The following is a 22666-nucleotide window of genomic DNA, read 5'->3' as shown; positions in this document are numbered from 1 at the left end:
GGTAAGGAGTGTATGTGATGATAAACTTTAAAAATGTTTCGAAGATGTATGAAAACAATGTTAAAGCACTTTCAAATGTAAATATAAATATTGAAACAGGTGAATTTGTATTTTTGGTTGGACCTTCAGGATCAGGAAAGTCCACTTTTATAAGAATGTTATTAAAAGAAGTTGAACCTACTAGTGGAGAAATTACAGTAGGAAAAACTAAATTAAATAATTTATCTAGAAAAGAGATACCATATTACAGAAGAAAGATTGGTATGGTGTTTCAAGATTTTAAATTAATATCAGATTTAAATGTATATGAAAATGTTGCATTTGCAATGAAAGTTGTAGAAGCATCACCTAAAGATATAAGAAGAAGAGTTCCAATGGTTTTATCATTAGTAGGACTATCTCATAAGTATAAAATGTTCCCTAATGAATTGTCAGGAGGAGAACAACAGAGAGTGTCTCTTGCAAGAGCTATTGTAAATAATCCAACAGTATTAATTGCTGATGAACCTACAGGAAATTTAGATCCAGAAACAGCAAAAGAAATAATGGGATTATTAGACGATATAAATAAGGCTGGAACTACTATATTAATGGCAACTCACGCTAAGGACATTGTTGATAGTATGAAAAAAAGAGTTATAGCTATCGAAGGCGGAGAAATTGTCAGAGATGAGAAGAGAGGTACTTACAAAGATGAAAATTAATACAATTAGTTATTTTATATCAGATGCTTTTAGAAGCTTAAAAAGAAACAAAACTATAAGTATTGCATCAGTAATTACTGTTTTTATAACATTTGTAGTGCTAGGTGCATTTACCCTTATAGCTCAAAATGCTAAATTGGCTATAAGTGGTGTAGAAGATAAAATTGAAATATCAGTATATTTAGATGACGATATATCATTAGATAATCAAAAAGAAATTCAAGTAAAACTTGCAGAACAAGATGGAGTTAAAGACGTAAATTATGTATCAAAGGAAGAAGCATATAATAACTTTAAAGAAAGTACTAAAGATAATGAAGGAATGCTTCAAGGATATACTCTTGAAACAAATCCTTTCCCAGCCTCTTTTGTAGCTAAAATAGAAGATACTTCTCAGATAGAGGATATAATTTCTGCAGTAAAAGATATGGATGGAGTAGAGAGCGTTGAAAATCAACAAGATTTAGTAAGTTCAATTTCAGCATTTATTAAGGGAATAAGATATATTGGTACATTTTTATTTGTTATATTAGTTGCAGTATCAATATTCTTAATTATGAACACAACAAAGCTTACTGTTTATTCTAGAAGAAGAGAAGTTGGAATTATGAAATTTGTAGGGGCTACTGATTGGTTTATTAGATGGCCATTTATAATTGAGGGAATGGTAATAGGATTTTTTGGAGCCTTATTCTCTATTTTGGCTATTTTCGGATTATATAAATATCTTATAACAATAGTTACATCTAAGATGCTAATTGCTCAAATAGTAAGTATATCATATGTATACACTACAATGCTTTGGCAGTTCTTACTTGGAGGTATAGTTGTAGGTGGTATTGCTAGTTATGGAGCATTAAGAAAATTCTTAAAGGTATAGTATTATCTTAATAACAAGTTTGAATTTTAGGTGGAGTTAATGACTCCACCTAAGTTTTATATTTAAGTAAATCCTTTATAATAAATTCTATGAAAGGCAATAGGTGTATGTAAATATGAAAGAAAAAACTAATAATAGAAAAATATTTAAAAGGTGCATTTTATATACAGGAATTTTAGTAGCTTTAGTAGGTGCATTTGGACTTGGAAATTTAGCATCAGCTTATGGCTTTGGATACAGGGCTGGTGAATTAGTTACAATAGGAAAATATTCTGATGAAGTTTCAAAATTTAGTACTTTGTTTAAAGTGAAAGAACAGCTAGAAAATTTATATGATGGTGATATGGATGAAGAGGCGATGATTGATGGTGCAATAAAGGGAATGACTAATGCGTTAAATGACCCATATACTGTTTACATGACAACAGATGAATTTGATAAATATATGGAATCTAATTCTGGTGAATTTAAAGGGATTGGAGTATATATGTCTGTACAAGATGAAAAGGTTGTAGTATCTTCTGTAATAGAAGGTAGTCCAGCTGAAAAGGTTGGAATTCAGGCAGGTGATATTATAGCATATGTTGATGATGAAGAAATTGCAGGTGATAGTGACAAAGCAGTTTCAATGATAAAAGGAACAGATAAGACTTCAGTTAAGGTGACAGTTTTAAGGAATAATGAACCTATTGATTTTGATGTGACAAGGGAACAAATAAAAACATCATCAGTATCAGGTGAAATGGTAAGTGATAATGTTGGATATATTAGATTATCAACATTTGATGAAAATGTTTCTAAGGATTTCTTAAATAAACTTCAAGAATTTAAAGACAAGGGAATGAAGGGACTTATTTTTGATTTAAGAAGTAATGGTGGTGGTTACTTAAAAGAGGCAGTAAATATTGCATCACAATTTATACCTAAGGGAGATACAATTACGTATACAATAGATAAAAAAGATAAAAAAACAGTTTTAAGTTCTAAGGGTGGTATTGAAGAGGATATGCCAATAGTTATATTAACCGATGGGTATACAGCTAGTGCTTCAGAAGTTGTTACAGGGGCACTAAAAGATTATAATATAGCCGAAACAGTTGGAACTACAACATTTGGAAAGGGTATAGTACAACTTCCATTTGAATTAAAAAGTGGTGATGGAGCATTAAAAGTAACAGTATCAAAATATTATACTCCAAATGGAGATAACATTCACAAAATAGGAATTGCTCCTGATTACGAAGTTAAACTTACAAAGGAAGAAGCATCAATGAATCCATACGATAAAAATAAGGATCCACAATTTTTGAAAGCACTTGAAGTTATAAATCAAAAGATAAAATAGGGGTTGATATAATTTGCAATTAATTTATAATACCATTAAATCCCTTGCATATGTTTTAACGGAGCCATACTATTTAATAATATTAGTAGTGGTAGGGATTGTGTGTTATTTGAAGAATAAGAAAATAGTTTTTATGAATAATATGATAATTGGAGAATCATCACAATCAGCATTAGATTTAACATTATCACAAATTGTTATAGGAATATTTGGAGGGATACTTGCAAGTATACTATTAACTCTTGCAGGAGTAGTTTTTGAAGAAACATCTTATATACAAATTTTATTTGTAATATCAATTATACTTATGTTTATAAAACCAAGATATATATGCTTTTCATATTCTGCAGCAATATTAGGATTTATTAGTATATTAGTTAGTGCATTTAGCAAAGATATGGCAGCAGATAGCAAAATATTTAATATTGATATAACTATGCTTATGAGTTTTGTGGCTATTCTTCATATAGTAGAGGCACTTCTTGTAGTAATTGATGGCCACAGATCAGCTATACCTGTATTTTCGGATAAAAATGGCACAATAATTGGAGGCTTTGCCTTAAAAAGAAATTGGATAGTGCCTATTGCTATCTTTATAGCATATACAATTAACTCAACTCAAATTGGTGGTACAGAAAATATAAGTACTCCAGGATGGTGGCCTATTATCACTAGTGCAACTAATAATGAGATTTTTAATACAATGGCAATTGTATCGCTGCCATTATGGGGAGTTATTGGATATTCAAGTGTAACATTTACTAAGAAAAAAGAACAAAAATCTAGAATGTCTGCATTATGCATTTTCTTATTTGGTATTGTTTTATTAATGATTTCTCAAATTGCTAGATTGGGAGTTGTTTGGAAAATAATAGTTGTTATTTTAACTCCATTATGTCATGAAGTTATGTTGAGAATACAAAATATATTAGAAAGCAAAAAGCAACCTAAATTTGTTAGTGATAATGAAGGATATTCAATACTTGAGGTTGTAAAATATTCAAGATCCTATGAATTTGGATTTAGAAGTGGAGATAAGGTTTTATCTATAAATGGAGAAAATATAGAATCTGAAAAAGAAATATATAAAGCTTTAAAAATAGGTGGTAGTTTAATAAAAATTATTTCTGACAAAGGGGTAGAAAAAACTATTAAGATAGAACAAAATTCAAAAGATAGAATGGGGATATTAATTGTTCCTAAAAAGGTTGATGTATCTAGAACCATTGCAGTTGGTCAAGAGCAGGATGCATTTTCAAATATATTAAAAAAAGTAAAAAATAAGAAGTAAAAAGGGGCATCTTAAATTTTATATTAAGTATAAGCTATTAAAATTGAAGTATACTATAATATAATAACATTTAAGGTGCTTTAATATATTTTACACAAAACTTTCTTGACTATGGTAGTTAAAAAAAGTAAAATGTATACAAACATATGTTTGTAAAAATTAAAGCAAGGAGAGTGAATAAAGTGCCTGAATTTAAAATACATTCAAAGTTTAAGGCTACTGGAGATCAGCCACAAGCCATTGAATCTTTAGTTAAATCATTAGATAAAGGAAATAGAGGACAAACACTTCTTGGAGTTACTGGTTCTGGAAAAACATTTACTATGGCAAATATTATCGAAAGAGAACAAAGACCAACAATAATTCTTGCTCATAATAAAACATTAGCTGCTCAATTATGTTCTGAATTTAAAGAATTTTTTCCAGAAAATATAGTAGAATATTTTGTTTCTTATTATGATTATTATCAACCAGAAGCTTATGTACCTCAAACGGATACTTTTATTGAAAAAGATGCATCTATAAATGATGAAATTGATAAATTAAGGCATTCAGCTACTTCTGCTTTATTTGAAAGACGAGATGTAATAATAGTTGCATCAGTTTCATGTATATATGGTTTGGGTAATCCTGATGAGTATAAAAAATTAACAATAAGTTTAAGACCTGGTATGGTAAAAGAACCAAGTGAAATAATAAAAAGACTTATTGAGATACAATACGAAAGAAATGATATTGATTTTCAAAGAGGTACTTTCAGAGTTAGAGGAGATTCTTTAGATATTATTCCTGCTTCATCATCAACTAGTGGAATTAGAATAGAATTTTTTGGAGATGAAATAGATAGAATAAGAGAATTCGATGTACTTACTGGAAATATAATAGGTGAAAGAGAGCATGTAGCTATTACTCCAGCATCTCATTTTGCAACTTCAAAAGAAACAATTGATAGATCAATTGGTGTAATAGAAGAGGAACTAGAGGCTAGAATAAATGAATTGAATTCCCAAGATAAGCTTTTAGAAGCACAAAGACTTAGGCAAAGAACTAATTATGACATTGAAATGATAAGAGAAATGGGTTATTGTAGCGGAATAGAAAATTATTCTAGAATTTTTGATGGAAGAGATGCCGGAACACCACCTAAAACTCTTCTTGATTACTTTCCAGAAGATTTTCTTATGTTTATTGATGAAAGTCATGTTACACTTCCACAGGTAAGGGCTATGTATGCAGGCGATCGTTCTAGAAAAAATACATTAGTAGATTATGGATTTAGGTTGCCATCAGCTTTTGATAATAGGCCTTTAAAATTTCCTGAGTTTGAAAAAAAGATTAATCAAGTTGTATTTGTAAGTGCTACACCATCACAATATGAACTAGATAATTCAAGTGAGGTTGTAGAACAAATAATAAGACCAACAGGACTTTTAGATCCTGAAATAGAAATTAGACCTGTTAAGGGGCAAATTGATGATTTATATGAAAGAATACAAGAAACAATAAAGAAAGGCTTTAGAATTTTAATAACAACTCTAACAAAGAAAATGGCAGAGGATCTTACAAAATACCTTATTGATCTCGGGGTTAAGACTACCTACATGCATTCAGATGTAAAAACTATTGAAAGAATGGAAATAATAAGGGATTTAAGGCTTGGAAAATATGATGTTTTAGTAGGAATAAATTTATTAAGAGAAGGATTAGATATACCAGAAGTAGCATTAGTTGCTATATTAGATGCGGATAAAGAGGGATTTTTAAGGTCTGAAACATCATTAGTTCAAACAATAGGAAGAGCTGCTAGAAATGCAGAAAGTAAGGTAATAATGTATGCTGACACAATTACAGGTTCTATGGATAGGGCAATAAAAGAAACTAAGAGAAGAAGAAAAATTCAAGATGAGTATAATAAAGCTCACAATATAACTCCAAAAACTATCTTTAAGGAAGTAAGAGATGTAATAGAAGCTACAAAAGAAATTAAAGATAAAGATGTTATAGATGAAGAATTACCAAATGAAGAATTAACTTTACAAGAAAGAGAAAAACTAATAAAGAAATATACTAAAGAAATGAAAGAAGCTGCTAAGAATCTGCAATTTGAAAGAGCAGCTGAACTTAGAGATTTAATTGAAGAAATGCGTAATTAATAAAGGAGAATAGAATGATAGATAAGATAATTATTAAAGGTGCAAAGGTTAATAATCTTAAAAATGTAAGTCTTGAAATACCAAGAGATAAGCTTATTGTATTTACTGGACTTTCAGGATCAGGGAAATCATCTCTTGCATTTGATACATTATATGCAGAAGGACAAAGAAGATATGTTGAATCATTATCTGCTTATGCAAGACAATTTTTAGGTCAAATGGATAAACCTAATGTAGAATCAATAGAAGGTTTATCACCAGCAATTTCTATAGATCAAAAGACAACAAGTAAAAATCCTCGTTCTACTGTTGGAACAATTACAGAAATATATGATTATTTAAGACTACTATATGCAAGAGTTGGAACACCATATTGTCCTAAATGTGGCAAGAGAATAACTCAGCAGTCAGTGGATCAAATTGTTGATAAAATACTTTCGCTTAAAGAAAGAACTAAAATTCAGATATTAGCGCCTATTGTAAGAGGCAAAAAAGGCCAACATCAAAAGTTGCTGGAGGATATAAAGAAAAATGGATTTGTAAGAGCAAGAATTGATGGAGAAATATACGATTTATCTGAAGAAGATGTTGTATTAGATAAAAATAAAAAGCACAATATTGAAGCTGTAGTAGACAGAATAATCATAAAAGAAGGCATAACAGGAAGAATTACTGATTCTATAGAGACATCATTAAAAATGGGAGATGGTCTTGTTATTGTTAATATTATAGGTGATAAGGATATATTATTTAGTGAAAAATTATCTTGCCCAGATTGTAATATTAGCATAGATGAACTTGCACCAAGAATGTTTTCTTTTAATTCACCATTTGGAAAATGTGAGTATTGTGATGGGCTTGGTACTTTATATGAAATAGATCCTGATTTAATAATACCTGATAAAAGCTTAAGTATAATGGAAGGTGCAATTGCAAGTTGGGGTGATGGAAGATTAAAAAGTGATTCTTGGACTTATGCCATTTTACAGTCACTAATAAAAGAATATAAATTCTCATTAGACACACCAATTAAAGATTTGCCAAAAGAAATTGTAGATATTTTATTATATGGAACAAGTGGCAAAAAACTTCCCGTAACATATGTAAAGGATGGGGTTAAATCAATATATAATTATGCATATGAAGGTGAAATTAATTCTCTTGAAAGAAGATACAATCAGACAAATTCTAATATGATAAAAGATCAAATTGAAAAATTTATGAGTGACAATAAGTGCCCTAAATGTAAGGGGGCAAGGCTTAAACCAGAAGCTTTGGCAGTGAAAATAAATGAACTTAACATAAGCCAGTTTACTGATTTATCTATAAGAGATGAACTTGAGTTTATAAATAATTTAAAATTCTCAGAGAAAGATATGATAATTAGTGCACAAATAATAAAGGAAATAAAAAATAGATTGCAATTTCTTGTAGATGTTGGTCTTGATTATTTAACTTTATCTAGAAGTTCAGGGACTCTTTCTGGTGGTGAAGCACAAAGAATAAGACTTGCTACTCAAATAGGATCTTCTCTAATGGGAGTTTTATACATATTAGATGAACCAAGTATAGGGCTTCATCAAAGAGACAATGATAGACTTATCAAAACACTAGAGCATTTAAGAGATGTTGGAAATACTGTAATTGTTGTAGAACATGATGAAGATACTATGAAGGCTGCTGATTATATAGTTGATATAGGACCAGGAGCAGGAGAACATGGTGGTAATGTTATTAAGGCTGGTACAATTCAGGATATTATGAACTGCAAAGAATCAATAACAGGACAATATCTTGTAGGTGCAAAAAAAATTGATATACCTAAAAATATTAGAAAAGGTAATGGCAAAAAAATAACTGTAAAAGGTGCAAAAGAAAATAATTTAAAGAATATTAATGTTTCTTTTCCATTAGGAACATTAACAATAGTTACTGGTGTTTCTGGTTCTGGAAAAAGTACCTTAGTAAATGAAATATTATATAAGGGTTTAAATAAAATTATAAACAAGAGCAAGAATTTACCTGGCAAATACAAAGATATTATAGGATATGAAAATATAGATAAAATAATAGATATAGATCAAAGTCCTATTGGAAGAACTCCAAGGTCAAATCCTGCAACTTACACTGGAACATTTGATATTATAAGAGAATTATTTTCACAAACAAACGAAGCAAAAATGAGGGGATATAGTGCAGGACGATTTTCTTTTAATGTTAAAGGCGGCAGATGTGAAGCTTGCTCCGGTGATGGAATTATAAAAATCCCAATGCAGTTCTTATCTGATGTGTATGTTCCTTGTGAAGTATGTAAAGGAAAAAGATATAATAGAGAAACTTTAGAAGTTAAATATAAGGGGAAAAATATATATGACATACTTAATATGACTGTTACAGAGGCATTAAAGTTTTTTGAAAATATGCCAAGGATAAAAAATAAAATTCAAACATTATATGATGTGGGACTTGGGTATATAAAGCTAGGGCAACCATCTACTCAATTGTCAGGTGGTGAAGCACAAAGAGTAAAACTTGCTTATGAGTTATCAAAAATGAGTACAGGAAAAACATTGTATATTCTTGATGAACCTACAACAGGTCTCCATATAGATGACGTAAATAGGCTTATAAAAATACTACAAAGGCTTGTAGATGCAGGTAATACTGTTGTAGTTATAGAACATAATTTAGATATGATAAAGTGCGCAGATTATATTATTGATTTAGGTCCTGAAGGTGGTGACAAAGGTGGAAATATAGTAATATGTGGCACACCTAAGGATATAATGGAGTGTAATGAGTCATACACAGGAAAATACCTTAAAAAATATATATAATATATATATACAATAATTTCGCTTTATGTTACTTTTGTTGTATAATCATTATAGAAATGAAAGAATTTTTTGAGGTGAAGATATGAGTTTTTCAAAATTAGCAGCAGGCATATTTGGCATTGCATTTATAGTAATACTGTATTTTATTCTATTTTATGCTTTGAAAATTATGTATAAGGATGTTAAAGCTGGAGGCAAAAGAAGAAGACCTACACATGACAATAAAACAAATAATAATAACATGAATAAGCATAAAAGAAAGAGCCATGGACTTGAAATTATTAATACTGGTAATATCCAATCATTAAAGCAAGGTGGTATAATTCCTGTTAATGGTGACATTACAATAGGAAGAAAAGAAGATAATCAGTTAATATTGCAAGATCAACATGTTTCTGGTCATCATGCTATATTATCAGTAATAAATGATGTTTTATATATTGAAGACTTAAATAGTACTAATGGAACTTTAGTTAATAACAAAAAAATAAGAGGTAAAGTTAAATTATTTTCTAGAGATGAAGTTTCCATAGGGGCTGTAAAATTTAAAGTTTTAGGATAATGAAAATATTATAATATTAATATCTTAAACTGAGGTGATAAAGTGAGTTCTCGTAAAGATGAAATAAAATTGCTTATACTGACATATGTATTATGTGCAGCACTATTTGGAAATTTAGCAATTCTTTCAGATCCCATAGATAAAAAAGCTGTATATATGGGTGTAATAATTTGTATAGTTGTTTTAATATCACATTTTGTTATAAGAAAATTTTACCCTAAGGGAGATAAATTTTTGCTTATATTTTCTAGTATATTATCAATTATTGGAATTGCTATAATATACAGATTAAAACCAGATGAAGGAACTAAACAAATTATTTGGTTTATAGCAGGAATAATAATATATAGTGTTTTTGTTATAGTGGTTCCTAATATTAACGGACTTGTAAAATATAAATATATATTTTTAGCTGGGGTTATTGTACTTATGCCACTTGCAGCCTTGTTTGGTAAAGAATCTTATGGAGCAAAAAACTGGGTTTATATAGGGCCTATAGGTTTTCAACCTTCAGAGTTTGGTAAAATATTACTTGTATTTTATTTGGCTGCTGAATTGATTAATTACAAATTAGAGGATAGTGGTAAGGAACATATAAAAAAACTTGTAATTCCAGCAGCTGTAGCTATGTATGCAATTGGATTTCTTGTAATTCAAAGAGATTTAGGTTCTGCACTTATATTCTTTGGAGTAATAGTAGCAATGCTTTATGTTGGAACAACAAAGAAAAAATATGTTTTTATAAGTCTTGGACTTTTTTCAGTTGGAGCAGTAATTTCGTATAAATTGTTTTCACATGTTCAACAAAGAGTTGCTATATGGCTTGATCCTTGGGCAGATGCGGCAGATAAAGGATATCAAATAGTTCAAGGTTTATATGCTATTTCTTCAGGAGGAATGTTTGGTACTGGCCTTGGAAGAGGGTATACTGATGATTTTGTACCAGTTTGCACATCTGACTATGTATATGCTGCTATATGTGAAGAATTTGGAATGATATTTGGAATAGGAGTAATGCTTTTATTCTTCCTATTATTTTATAGAGGAATAAGAGGAGCATTTATAACTAAAAATAGATTTTCTCAACTTGTAGCAGTTGGACTTAGTTGTATGATAGCATTTCAAACCTTAGTAATTATAGGTGGAATATTTGCTGTTATTCCTCTTACTGGTATAACATTGCCTTTTGTAAGTTATGGAGGTAGTTCTATGCTAACAATATTTTTTGCACTTGGAGTATTACAAAAGGTTTCAGAGGAGGCATAGAAGTTATGGATTTTAGAAACAGTGTTAAAAGAGTAATGGTAATTATATTAATGCTATTTGTTGGACTTATTTCCTATATTGCATATTTCCAAGTATTTAAAGCACCTTCTATAGCAGAAGACCAGGGAAACAAGAGGTTATGGGCTAAAAGAAATGAGGTTCTTAGAGGCACAATTTATGATAGAAATGGTACTGCATTAACTGCAGGTGAAAAAACAGGAGTTCTTACACAAACAAGAACATATACAAAGGGAGATTTATATTGTCATGCTCTAGGTTATGTTAATCCTAAATATGGGTTAACAGGTCTTGAAGATTCTTTTGATACTGAATTATCTACATATAGTAGCGTGGGAAGTGGCTATAGAGATTTTATTAAAAATTTTAATGTTGATTCATTAAAGGAAATATTCAATGACAGAAATAATGAAGAAAATAAAATAGGAAATGGAATTGTAACTACATTAGATCCGAGTATTCAACAAGCTGCATATAATGGACTAAAAAATTTAGGTGGATATAAGGGCGCTGCAGTAGCTATAAATCCTAAAACAGGTGAAATATTGGCACTTGTTTCTATGCCTACATATGATCCTAATAATCTTGATAGTGCTATGGAAGCTGCTAATTCAGGTAAGGATTCTAGCAATGCTCTTATAAATAGAACACTTAATGGTAAATATCCTCCAGGATCTACTTTTAAAACAGTAACAACAACAAGTGCATTGCAAAATATTTCAGGAATACAATCTAGAATATTTGAAGATAATGGAGTATTAGATCTTGGTGGTGGATTTACACTTCCAAATGTAAAGAAAGTTGCTAATGGTAGTATAGATTTAAAAACTGCATTTATGAGGTCAAGTAATGTGGTTTTTGGAAGTCTTGCACTAGAACTTGGAAATGACAAATTAAAAGAAACAGCAGAAAAATTTGGATTTAATAAAGATATACCAGCTACCGGACTTTCAATATCACAAAGTGTGTTCCCTACTTTTAAATCATATGAAAAGGGACTAATTGCACAAAGTGGTATAGGTCAAAGTGAAATTCTTGCTACACCAATACAAATGGCATTAGTAGCAAGTACTATAGCAAACGATGGAACAATGATGCAACCAAAACTTGTAAATAAGGTTGTTGATTTAAATGGAAATACAGTAAAAGAAATAGAAACAAAAAAATATCAGACAGTAATGACTAAGAGTGAGGCTGACACTATTCAAGACTACATGGAAGGGCTTGCAGATAATCTTGGATTGTTTGATGGCATGAATGCTGCTGGTAAGACAGGAACAGCTGAAAACTCAACTGGAAAAGATCATTCATGGTTTATTGGGTTTGCACCAGCAGATAATCCTCAAATTGCAGTAGCAGTTATAGTTGAAAGTAGTGGATTTGGTGCAGAATATGCTGGACCAATAGCTGCACAAATAATGCAGGCAGGAATTAAATAATTTAGCTTGTACTTTTAAAGGAGTTGGTTTTTATATTTGATTTTGAATATCAATTAAAAATATTACCTGAAAAGCCTGGAGTTTATTTAATGAAAAATAATCTTGGGGAAGTAATTTATGTAGGTAAAGCTAAGATACTCAAAAACAGGGTAAGACAATATTTTCAAAATTCTAAAAATCATACAGAAAAAGTTAAGGCGATGGTTAAAAATATAGCTGAATTTGAATATATTGTTACCGACTCTGAAATGGAAGCATTAATATTAGAATGTAATCTTATAAAAAAATATAGTCCTAAATATAATATTTTGTTAAAGGATGATAAATCTTATCCTTTTATAAAAATAACAACAAATGAAACTTTTCCAAGAGTATTTGTAACAAGAAGGTTTTCAAGGGATGGTAATAAATACTTTGGACCATATGCTAATGGAACAGCAGTTTATGAAACAATGGATTTGATAAAAAGGATATTTCCACTAAGAACTTGCAAAAAGAATATTACTGAAACAACTGAATATACAAGACCATGCTTGAATTATCACATAAAAAAGTGCAAGGCACCTTGCGAAGGTCATATATCTAAAGAGGAATATTCAAAAATTATAAATCAAATTATTGACATATTAAGTGGAGCAGATACTACTATTGTTCAAACATTAAAAGAAGAAATGGAGCAGGCTTCTGAAAATCTTGAATTTGAAAAAGCTGCTGCTGTTAGAGATAAAATACTAGCAATAAAAAATCTTGCTGAAAAGCAAAGAGTTTTTAAAACAAATGATGAAGATGAAGATTTTATAAATTTATATAAAGACGAAAAAGATGTATGTATACAAGTGTTTTTCTTTAGAAGTGGTAAAATTACAGGAAGAGAACACTTTATGCTTACAAATTTAGCAGATGAAGATAATGATAAGATAATATCTGATTTTTTACTTAGATTTTATGGTGGAACAGCTAAAGTATCTAAAAATATTTTTGTGCCATATGTTCAGGACAAAGAACTTATTGAAAAATTTTTGGAAATAAAGAGAGATACAAAAGTATTTATAAAAGTCCCTCAAAAGGGAGATAAACTAAAAATGCTTAATATGGTGTTTGATAATGCAAAAATAACATTAGAACAGTTTAAAGAAAAGATGTTGAAAGATAAGGAAATTAATAAAATTGCGTTAAAGGAACTTCAAGAGGTTTTAGGTACTGAAATATATCCATTTAGAATAGAAGCTTATGATATATCTAATATTCAAGGGTTTGACTCAGTAGGAAGCATGATTGTTTTTGAAGAAGGTAGAGCAAAAAATAGTGATTATAGAAGATTTAAAATTAAGACTGTAAAAGGTGCAGATGATTATAGTAGCATGCGAGAAATTCTTCAAAGGCGATTTAGAAGAGGTCTTGAAGAAATTAAAGAAATACAGCAAAATGGACTTCATATGAAATCAAATGGAAAATTTTCTTTTTTTCCAGATATTATAATGATGGATGGAGGAAAAGGTCAAGTAAATGTAGCAAAGGAAGTTCTTAATGAATTAAATATAGATATATTAGTTTGCGGACTTGTAAAAGATGATAAGCACCAAACTAGAGGTATAATATATGAAAATAATGAAATAATCATAAAAAGAAATTCCAATCTTATGCAGCTTATAAGAAGAGTTCAAGATGAAGTACATAGGTTTGCTATTACATATCATAGAACATTAAGGGACAAAAAAACTTTACATTCAGTACTTGATGATATTCCTAGTGTAGGACAAAAAAGGAAAATTGAATTGCTTACTAAATTTGGAAGCGTTACTAATATAAAAAATGCTACAATTGAAGAATTATTAGAAGTTCCATCAATTAATAAGCAAGCTGCTGAAAGTATTTATAATTATTTTAATGTACATAAAACTGAAACACATAATTAGTATAAACTTACATTTGAAAGTTAAGAAAAAATTTACAAATACTATAAGTTAAGGAAATTGAGTGACAAGGCATTATGCATAGTGGAAAGTAGATGAAAAAGGTAAATAATCACCTTGTTTAATTTCATAAATTACTTTATACTAAGTAAATGAAAAAAACTATTAATGTAGAGGAGTAGGAAATGAATCCATATTTAAAATATAAAGAGTTGTTTGATAAAGTATATACAAGTAATGAGATTATTATAGATGCAGACATGAAAGAACATACTTATTTTAAAGTTGGGGGGAGTGCAGACATCTTACTTCAACCGTCAAAAATTAATCAAATTGCTGATGCTTTAAAGATTTGTAAAGAAAATGAAATACCATATTATATAATTGGAAATGGTTCAAATGTTCTTGTTAAGGATGGAGGAATACGAGGAGTAGTAATAAAACTTAGTTCCATAAATAGTATATTAGTATGTGGTAATGAAATTGAAGCTGGATGTGGTTCTTTATTAAAAGATGTTTCTAATGAAGCTCTTAAAAATTCATTAACAGGATTTGAATTTGCATGTGGTATACCTGGTTCTGTAGGTGGAGCTGTATTTATGAATGCAGGAGCATATAATGGTGAAATTAAAGGTGTAATAAAAGAAGCACAAGTTATGGATAATGACGGAAATATATATACTATATCTAAGGAAGATTTAGAATTAGGATATAGAACATCTAAGGTAATGAAAGAAGGACTTATAGTTATTGGAGCAATTTTTACATTAGAAAAGGGAGATTCAATAAAAATAAAAGATAGAATTGATGAATTAACTAAAAAGAGAGAGGAAAAGCAACCACTTGAGTATCCTTCAGCAGGAAGTACATTTAAAAGACCAGAAGGGTATTTTGCTGGAAAGCTTATTCAAGATTCAGGATTAAAGGGATTTTCAATAGGTGGAGCAGCAGTATCTAAAAAACATTCTGGTTTCGTTATAAATAAGGGAAATGCTACAGCGAAGGATGTACTAGATGTAATTAAGCATGTCCAAAAAGAAGTAAATAGACAATTTGGTGTAGAATTAAAACCAGAAGTAAGAATTATCGGTGAAGATTAGAATTTTTTGTTCAATGTTTTAAATTTTATTATATTTAGCCTCTATAAAAGTAATATATTTTTATAGAGGCTTTTTGTATTAAAAAGCTACACTATTAATTTCCTAGGAAATATAATATAATAAATAATGATTGATAGAATAAAAATAGTGACTATTTATCATATTATAAAATATACTAATAACATAGGAGGTAAAGGTAATGAGATTTGTTATAGTAACAGGATTGTCTGGGGCTGGTAAGACAGAAGCAACAAGAACATTAGAAGATATGGATTATTTTTGCGTAGATAATTTGCCACCTAAGTTAATACCTAAATTTGCTGAAGCATGTAATAATGGAAATATCGAAAAAGTAGCTATTGTTATAGATATAAGAGGTGGAATATTCTTTGATGATTTATTTGAATCATTAATTTATTTGAAAAATAATAATTTAGAATATGAAATATTATTCCTTGATGCAACTGATGAAGTATTAGTAAAGAGATTTAAGGAAGCAAGAAGAAGTCATCCTCTTGCCCATGAGGGAAGAATTATTACAGGTATTAATAAAGAAAGAAAAAGACTTAGAGAAGTAAGAGATAGAGCTGATATAATAATAGATACATCAAAGTATAAAATAAGAGATTTAAGAGAAAAGCTTATGGAACATTATGGTAATAGTAAATCTGTAGAAAAGCAATTATCAGTTACTGTATTAAGTTTTGGATTTAAATATGGTATACCTGTTGATTCTGATTTAGTTTTTGATGTAAGATTTATTCCTAATCCATTTTACATACCTGAATTAAAACAATATTCAGGAGCAGATGAACCTGTAAAGGAATATGTTTTAGCACAGAATGAAACAGTAGAATTTATTGATAAGGTACAAAATATGCTTCAATTTTTAATACCTAATTATATAAAAGAAGGAAAGAGACAGCTTATAGTATCTATAGGTTGTACTGGTGGAAGACATAGATCTGTTGCTATTGCTAATGAAGTATATGAAAGATTAGCTAAAGCTAATTTTAATGCTAGAATTGAGCATAGAGATATAATGGAGGATTGTCATAAGGGAGCAAGAAAACTATGAGAATAATTGACTGGCTCAAACCAGGAATTAAGGTTAAACGATGGATAATATTTGGAATATTAGGTGTGCTTTTAATTGCTTTTGGTTTTACAGAGCTTGTAAATAGAAGACTTTATGATTTATATTATAAAGTTTTTTATACTTTTCTTAATTTGTCGGGAATATTTGTAATATATATTTCTGTTACGGAAGTTATGAAATCAATAATTGTATTAATTAATACTGGATATGTGAAAATGTCATTAGACAGTAAGAAAATAGAAAGTCTTATTTATGAAAAGAGATTATTAGTTAAAGGACCTAAAATAGTAGTAATAGGTGGAGGTACTGGTCTTTCTACAATGCTAAGGGGCCTTAAGTATTATACTAGTAATATAACTGCAATTGTAACCGTTGGGGATAATGGTGGAGGATCTGGAGCACTACGTGAAGACTTAGGAATGTTGCCACCTGGAGATATTAGAAACTGTCTTCTAGCATTAGCTGATACAGAACCAATAATGGAAGATTTGCTTCAATATAGATTTAAGGACGGAAGACTTAAAAATCAAAGTTTTGGTAACTTGTTTTTGGCTGCTATGGCTGGAATATCTGAAAATTTTGAGGAAGCTGTTCAAAAGATGAGTTCAGTTCTTGCTGTAACAGGTAAAGTTATTCCAGTAACACTTGATGATATGCAGCTTATGGCTGAACTTGAAAATGGGAATAAGGTTTATGGTGAATCAGAGATACCAGAAGAAGCTGTTAAGCAAAAATCAAAAATAAAAAAATTATTTATAATACCAGAAGATGCAGAACCATTAGATGAAGCAGTAGAGGCTATTAGAGAAGCTGATGCAATAGTAATGGGTCCAGGTAGTCTTTACACAAGTGTAATATCTAATTTATTGGTAAAGAAAATTAGAAGTGCTGTTAGAAAAAGTAAGGCTTATAAGATTTATATTTCCAATATAATGACTCAACCAGGTGAAACAGGTGGTTTTACTGTATCTGATCATTTAAGGGAAATTAAAAAATATGGTGGTAAAGAAATAGTAGACTGTGTAATTGCAAATAAAGAAGAGATATCTGAAGATTTAAAAGAAAAATATATAAAAGAAAATTCTATACAGGTTAAAGCTGACAAGAAAAAAATTCATGATATGAATGTAGAACTTGTTTTGGGAGATTTAGTAAGAGTTGATAATGGTTTTGTAAAGCATGATACAGATAAACTTGCAGGATTAATTATTAATACAATAATGGAAAAGAAATTACTTTACGAAAGAAAGAAGATAATAGAATATATGTATTTATCACAAAGAATTAAAGATCGTGAAAATGCAGAAAGAAAATTAGAAAAAGAAAACTTTAAGAATAAAGAATAGAAGGAGAAAATAATATGTCATTTTCATCCAAGGTTAAAGGTGAAATAGCAAGATATAGTGATATATCTAAGTCAGAAGCACTTGCAGAAATTTCTGCCATAATGAAAGTTAGTGGTACTATTGCTTTTAGTGGTAAAGGATTATCTTTTAGAATAGCAACAGAAAATCCTTCAAGTGCAAGAGTTATATTTACCTTGCTTAAGGAATTTTTTAATATACATTCAAAGTTAATGATGAAGAAGAGCAACTCGTTAAAAAAGAATAACATATATATGGTAATTATTGATGAAGATATGGGTGTTAGAAAGATATTAAGAGATACAGGTATATTTAAAGAAATAGATGGAGTAATGAGTATTGATTATAGAATTGAAAAAAGCATGATAAAAAGTGATGCTGATAAAAAAGCATATATAAGAGGTGCTTTTTTAGGTGGTGGAAGTATAAGTAATCCAGAAAAAACATATCATCTTGAATTTGTAACACATAGTGAAGAATATGCTTTGGATTTAAGAGATCTAATTAATAGCTTTAATTTAAGATCAAAAGTAATTCAAAGAAAAAATTCTTTTATAATTTATATTAAAGAATCAGAACAGATATCTGATCTTCTTAGTATAATGGGAGCTCATTCAGCATTGTTTGAACTTGAGAATATAAGGATAATGAAGGAAATGAGAAATAATGTAAATAGACTTGTAAATTGTGAAACTGCTAATTTATCAAAAACAGTTAATGCTGCAGTAAGACAAGTTGAAAGCATTAAATTTATACAATCTGAAATAGGATTAAAAAGATTGCCTAAAAATTTGAGAGAAATAGCAGAACTTAGACTTAATTATCCAGATGAATCATTAAAAGAACTAGGAGAGATGCTTGATCCACCAGTTGGGAAATCAGGAGTAAACCATAGGCTTAGAAAAATTGAAAAGATAGCAGGAGAGCTTAGAAATGAGCACTTCTAAAGGAAGAAGAGATAACAATGAGTGAAAATAAATTTTGTCATTTACATCTTCATACAGAATATAGTCTTCTTGATGGTTCTGGTAAAATACCTAAAATTATTGAGAGGGCTAAAGAGCTTGGAATGGATTCAATCGCCATTACAGATCATGGAGTTATGTATGGATGTGTTGAATTTTATAAACAGGCAAAGGCAGCTGGAATTAAACCTATACTTGGATGTGAAGTATATGTAGCTGCAAAATCAATGAAAATTAAACAACCAGATAAGGAAAACTCTACTCATCATTTAGTTCTTCTTGTAAAGAATGAAAAGGGCTATGAAAATTTAATGAAAATTGTTTCTAAGGCTTCAATTGAGGGTTTTTATTATAAGCCAAGAATCGATCACGAATATTTAAAAAGCCATAGTGAAGGTTTAATTGCCCTTAGTGCATGCCTTGCAGGAGAAGTTCAGCAAAATATATTAAAAAATAAAATAGATAAAGCTAAGGATGTTGCCCTTCTTTATAAAGATATATTTAAAGAAGGGTTTTATCTTGAAATACAAAATCATGGAATGGAAGAACAAAAAAAGGTTAATGAAGTAAATATTAAGCTTTCAAAGGAGCTTAATATACCATTAGTTGCTACTAATGATGTTCATTACATAAATAAAAAAGATTCTAAATCTCATGATATTTTAATGTGTATTCAAACAGGAAAAACAGTTGAAGATAAAAATAGAAGAAGATATCCTTCTGATCAATTCTATTTGAAATCAGCTGATGAAATGTATAATATGTTTTCATATGTGCCAGAAGCACTAGAAAATACAGTGAAAATAGCAAAAGAGTGCAATTATGATTATAAATTTCATGAGTCAAAACTTCCTAGCTTTCCGTTGCCAGACGGAAGAGAACCTTATGAATATTTAAAAGAACATTGTTATTTAGGACTTATAGAACGATATGAAGAATTTAAGAACCTTAGAGGTAGCAAATATGATGAAGACAAGATAAAAGAAGTTTCATCTAATAGCGAAAAGGCAAAAGAGTATGTAGACAGACTTGAATATGAACTTGGCATAATTAAACAAATGGGCTATGTTGACTATTTTTTGATAGTATGGGACTTTATAAGATTTGCTAGAGAAAAAGGTATACCTACAGGACCTGGAAGAGGTTCTGCAGCTGGTTCAATAGTTGCATATACTTTAGGTATTACAAAAATTGATCCTATAAAATATAGTTTGATATTTGAAAGATTTTTAAATCCAGAAAGAGTTAGTATGCCAGATATTGATAGTGATTTTTGCTATGAAAGAAGACAGGAAGTTATAGATTATGTTGTGGAGAAATATGGCAAAGATAATGTTTCTCAAATTATAACTTTTGGAACAATGGCTCCAAGAGCATGCATAAAAGATGTTGGAAGAGCTATGAGCTATAGCTATGCTGAAGTAGATAGAATTACAAAAATGATTCCAACAATGATTGGTATAACTATAGATAAGGCTCTTGAAATGAATCCAGAGCTTAAGAAAATTTATGATTCAGAAGATAGGGTTAAAAATCTTATAGATATAAGTAAAGACCTAGAGGGGCTTCCAAGACATTCATCAACCCATGCAGCCGGAGTTGTAATAGCTTCAAGACCATTAGTTGATTATGTGCCACTTCAAAAAAATGATGAAATGATAGTAACTCAATTTGGCATGACAACATTAGAGGAACTTGGATTGTTAAAAATGGACTTCTTAGGTCTTAGAACATTAACTGTTATGAATGATGCTATAAATATGATAAAGAAAAATAGAGGCATAGAGATTGATTTAGACAAAATTGATGTGGCAGATAAAGAAGTATATAAGATGATCGGTGAAGGGAAAACTACAGGGGTATTTCAACTTGAATCACCTGGAATGACATCATTTATGAAAGAACTTAAGCCTGATTCATTAGAAGATATTATAGCTGGAATATCACTTTACAGGCCAGGACCAATGGCAGAAATACCTAAATACATAGATGGAAAAAGAGATTTTCATAATGTTAAATATTTAGATGAAAAACTAGAAAGCATACTTGATGTAACATATGGAGTCATGGTATACCAAGAGCAGGTTATGGAAATTGTAAGAAAGCTTGCAGGTTATTCTATGGGCAGAAGTGACATGGTTAGAAGAGCTATGTCTAAAAAGAAACATAAGGTTATGGAAGAAGAGAGATATAACTTTATTAATGGTATTGTAAAAGAAGATGGAACTATCGAAGTGCCAGGATGTGTTCGTAATGGTGTTAGTGCTGAAGTTGGAAATAAGATATTTGATTCAATGATGGACTTTGCATCATATGCATTTAATAAATCACATGCAGCAGCATATGCAGTAGTTGGATATGAAACTGCATATTTAATGAGATATTACCCTGTAGAAATGATTGCGGCTATGCTTAATTCAGTAATGGGGGTAAGTGAAAAGGTAGCATATTATATTAAATTTGCAGAAAAATGTGGTATACAAGTTTTGCCTCCTGATATTAATGAAAGTTACTCTAAATTTACAGTAAAAGGTGATACCATAAGGTTTGGACTTGCAGCAATAAAGAATGTAGGGGTAAATGTAGTACTTAGTATAGTGGAATCTAGAAAAAAGAAAGGTAAATTTAAATCACTTGTTGATTTTGTAGATAAGATTGATTTATCATCAGTAAATAAAAGAGCTGTCGAGAGTTTAATAAAAGCAGGTGCATTAGATTCATTTAATATATTTAGATCTAAACTTTTAGCTGTTTATGAAAAGCTTATGGATGGTGTTTATAGTAATCAGAAAAGAAATATAGATGGTCAAATAAGCCTATTTGCATTGGATGATTCTAATATTAATTTGCCTGAAATTCAATACCCCAATATAAAAGAATTTAATAAAAGAAGTTTGCTTTTTATGGAAAAAGAAATGACAGGATTATATATTTCAGGACATCCATTAGATGACTATAAAGAAAGTCTTAAAGTTCAAACTACAACTACAATAGAAAATATAAATAAATCCTATGAGCTTTTTATTGAGAATTTAAATAATTCTATTGAAGATCAAGAGATGCCTATAAAAGATAATGATAATGTTATTTTAGGCGGAATACTAACTGAGGTTAAACAAAAGGTTACTAGAAATAATACAATAATGGCTTTTGTTCAATTAGAGGATTTGTCAGGAACAATAGAGGTTATAGTATTTCCAAAGGTTTTAGATAGATACAGAGATGTAATAGAAGAGGATGCTTTAGTTAGAATTAAGGGAAGAATAAGCATAAAAGAAGATGAAATGCCAAAGCTTTTGTGTGAAAGTATAGAAGGGTTAGAAAAGGTAAGTTCAAATAGAATATATATTAGAATTACTGATAAATCATACATAAGAGAGTGTAATAATATTATAAAGAATGCTGTCAAAAATTATAAAGGAAATACACCTATTTATTTATTTGATAGTCGAGAAAGGCAAAATTATAGACTTTCTAGAGATGCATGGTGTAATGAAGATGAGGAATTTATCCATATATTAAAAGAGAAATTTGGTGAAAATAACATAAGAATTATGAATTAAATATATAAAAAATAAAAATTACCCTATAAATTATTAATTTATGGGGTATAATATACTTGTGTAAGAAATAAAATTATTTTTTTTATAAGTTATTTATAAAAATTAGCATTTTATCATTGATAAATTGTCAAATATTATGTACAATTATTATCAGTAACTAGTAAGTG

15 protein-coding genes are annotated in these 22666 nt (G+C 29.4%); all 15 read left to right on the top strand.

Translation table 11 applies throughout. The features are described from left to right. The first annotated feature begins 17 nt into the window (after window positions 1–17). The 15 genes from ftsE (at window position 18) to ACTNAO_RS02155 (ending at window position 22499) form a co-directional block, all read left to right on the top strand. Entirely contained in the window at window positions 18–704 is a 687-nt protein-coding gene (ftsE, locus tag ACTNAO_RS02225; protein WP_441027923.1) for a cell division ATP-binding protein FtsE, read from the top strand. After that, window positions 694–1584: a permease-like cell division protein FtsX gene (ftsX, locus tag ACTNAO_RS02220; protein WP_441027943.1), complete on the top strand. Its 891-nt coding sequence runs from the start codon at window positions 694–696 to the stop codon at window positions 1582–1584. The genes ftsE and ftsX overlap by 11 nt, the downstream gene beginning before the upstream one ends. Before the next feature lie 115 nt (window positions 1585–1699). Beyond that, window positions 1700–2929, top strand: coding sequence for a S41 family peptidase (locus ACTNAO_RS02215; RefSeq protein ID WP_441027922.1), 1230 nt, complete (start codon window positions 1700–1702; stop codon window positions 2927–2929). A 109-nt stretch (window positions 2930–3038) separates the two neighbouring features. Further along, window positions 3039–4220 (top strand): signal protein PDZ, encoded by a 1182-nt coding sequence (locus ACTNAO_RS02210; protein WP_441027921.1) that lies wholly within the window; start codon window positions 3039–3041, stop codon window positions 4218–4220. A gap of 146 nt (window positions 4221–4366) precedes the next feature. Continuing rightward, complete coding sequence (gene uvrB, locus ACTNAO_RS02205) at window positions 4367–6373, top strand: excinuclease ABC subunit UvrB (RefSeq protein WP_441027920.1); 2007 nt, start codon at window positions 4367–4369, stop codon at window positions 6371–6373. A 14-nt stretch (window positions 6374–6387) separates the two neighbouring features. Further along, entirely contained in the window at window positions 6388–9210 is a 2823-nt protein-coding gene (gene uvrA / locus ACTNAO_RS02200; protein ID WP_441027919.1) for an excinuclease ABC subunit UvrA, read from the top strand. Window positions 9211–9292: 82 nt separating this feature from the next. Continuing rightward, the gene (locus ACTNAO_RS02195) at window positions 9293–9772 is read left to right on the top strand and encodes an FHA domain-containing protein (protein WP_441027918.1); all 480 of its coding nucleotides are present in this window, start codon (window positions 9293–9295) and stop codon (window positions 9770–9772) included. Window positions 9773–9814: 42 nt separating this feature from the next. Beyond that, complete coding sequence (locus tag ACTNAO_RS02190) at window positions 9815–11038, top strand: FtsW/RodA/SpoVE family cell cycle protein (RefSeq protein ID WP_441027917.1); 1224 nt, start codon at window positions 9815–9817, stop codon at window positions 11036–11038. Window positions 11039–11043: 5 nt separating this feature from the next. Next, window positions 11044–12495 (top strand): peptidoglycan D,D-transpeptidase FtsI family protein, encoded by a 1452-nt coding sequence (locus tag ACTNAO_RS02185; protein ID WP_441027916.1) that lies wholly within the window; start codon window positions 11044–11046, stop codon window positions 12493–12495. Between the two features lie 32 nt (window positions 12496–12527). Beyond that, on the top strand, window positions 12528–14411 hold the full coding sequence (uvrC, locus tag ACTNAO_RS02180) for an excinuclease ABC subunit UvrC (protein WP_441027942.1): 1884 nt from the start codon (window positions 12528–12530) through the stop codon (window positions 14409–14411). Window positions 14412–14593: 182 nt separating this feature from the next. Beyond that, a complete protein-coding gene (gene murB / locus ACTNAO_RS02175; protein WP_441027915.1) occupies window positions 14594–15508 on the top strand; it encodes a UDP-N-acetylmuramate dehydrogenase in 915 nt (304 codons plus the stop codon). A 199-nt stretch (window positions 15509–15707) separates the two neighbouring features. Beyond that, the gene (rapZ, locus tag ACTNAO_RS02170) at window positions 15708–16586 is read left to right on the top strand and encodes an RNase adapter RapZ (protein ID WP_441027914.1); all 879 of its coding nucleotides are present in this window, start codon (window positions 15708–15710) and stop codon (window positions 16584–16586) included. After that, on the top strand, window positions 16583–17953 hold the full coding sequence (locus ACTNAO_RS02165; protein ID WP_441027913.1) for a gluconeogenesis factor YvcK family protein: 1371 nt from the start codon (window positions 16583–16585) through the stop codon (window positions 17951–17953). The genes rapZ and ACTNAO_RS02165 overlap by 4 nt, the downstream gene beginning before the upstream one ends. A 14-nt stretch (window positions 17954–17967) precedes the next feature. Next, window positions 17968–18918, top strand: coding sequence for a DNA-binding protein WhiA (gene whiA / locus ACTNAO_RS02160; protein ID WP_441027912.1), 951 nt, complete (start codon window positions 17968–17970; stop codon window positions 18916–18918). Window positions 18919–18935: 17 nt separating this feature from the next. Further along, window positions 18936–22499 (top strand): DNA polymerase III subunit alpha, encoded by a 3564-nt coding sequence (locus tag ACTNAO_RS02155; RefSeq protein WP_441027911.1) that lies wholly within the window; start codon window positions 18936–18938, stop codon window positions 22497–22499. Window positions 22500–22666: the final 167 nt, after the last annotated feature.

The organism is Clostridium sp. HCP1S3_C6, from assembly GCF_052066735.1.
GTDB lineage: Bacteria > Bacillota > Clostridia > Clostridiales > Clostridiaceae > Clostridium.
This window is presented reverse-complemented; position numbering and strand designations above follow the sequence as displayed.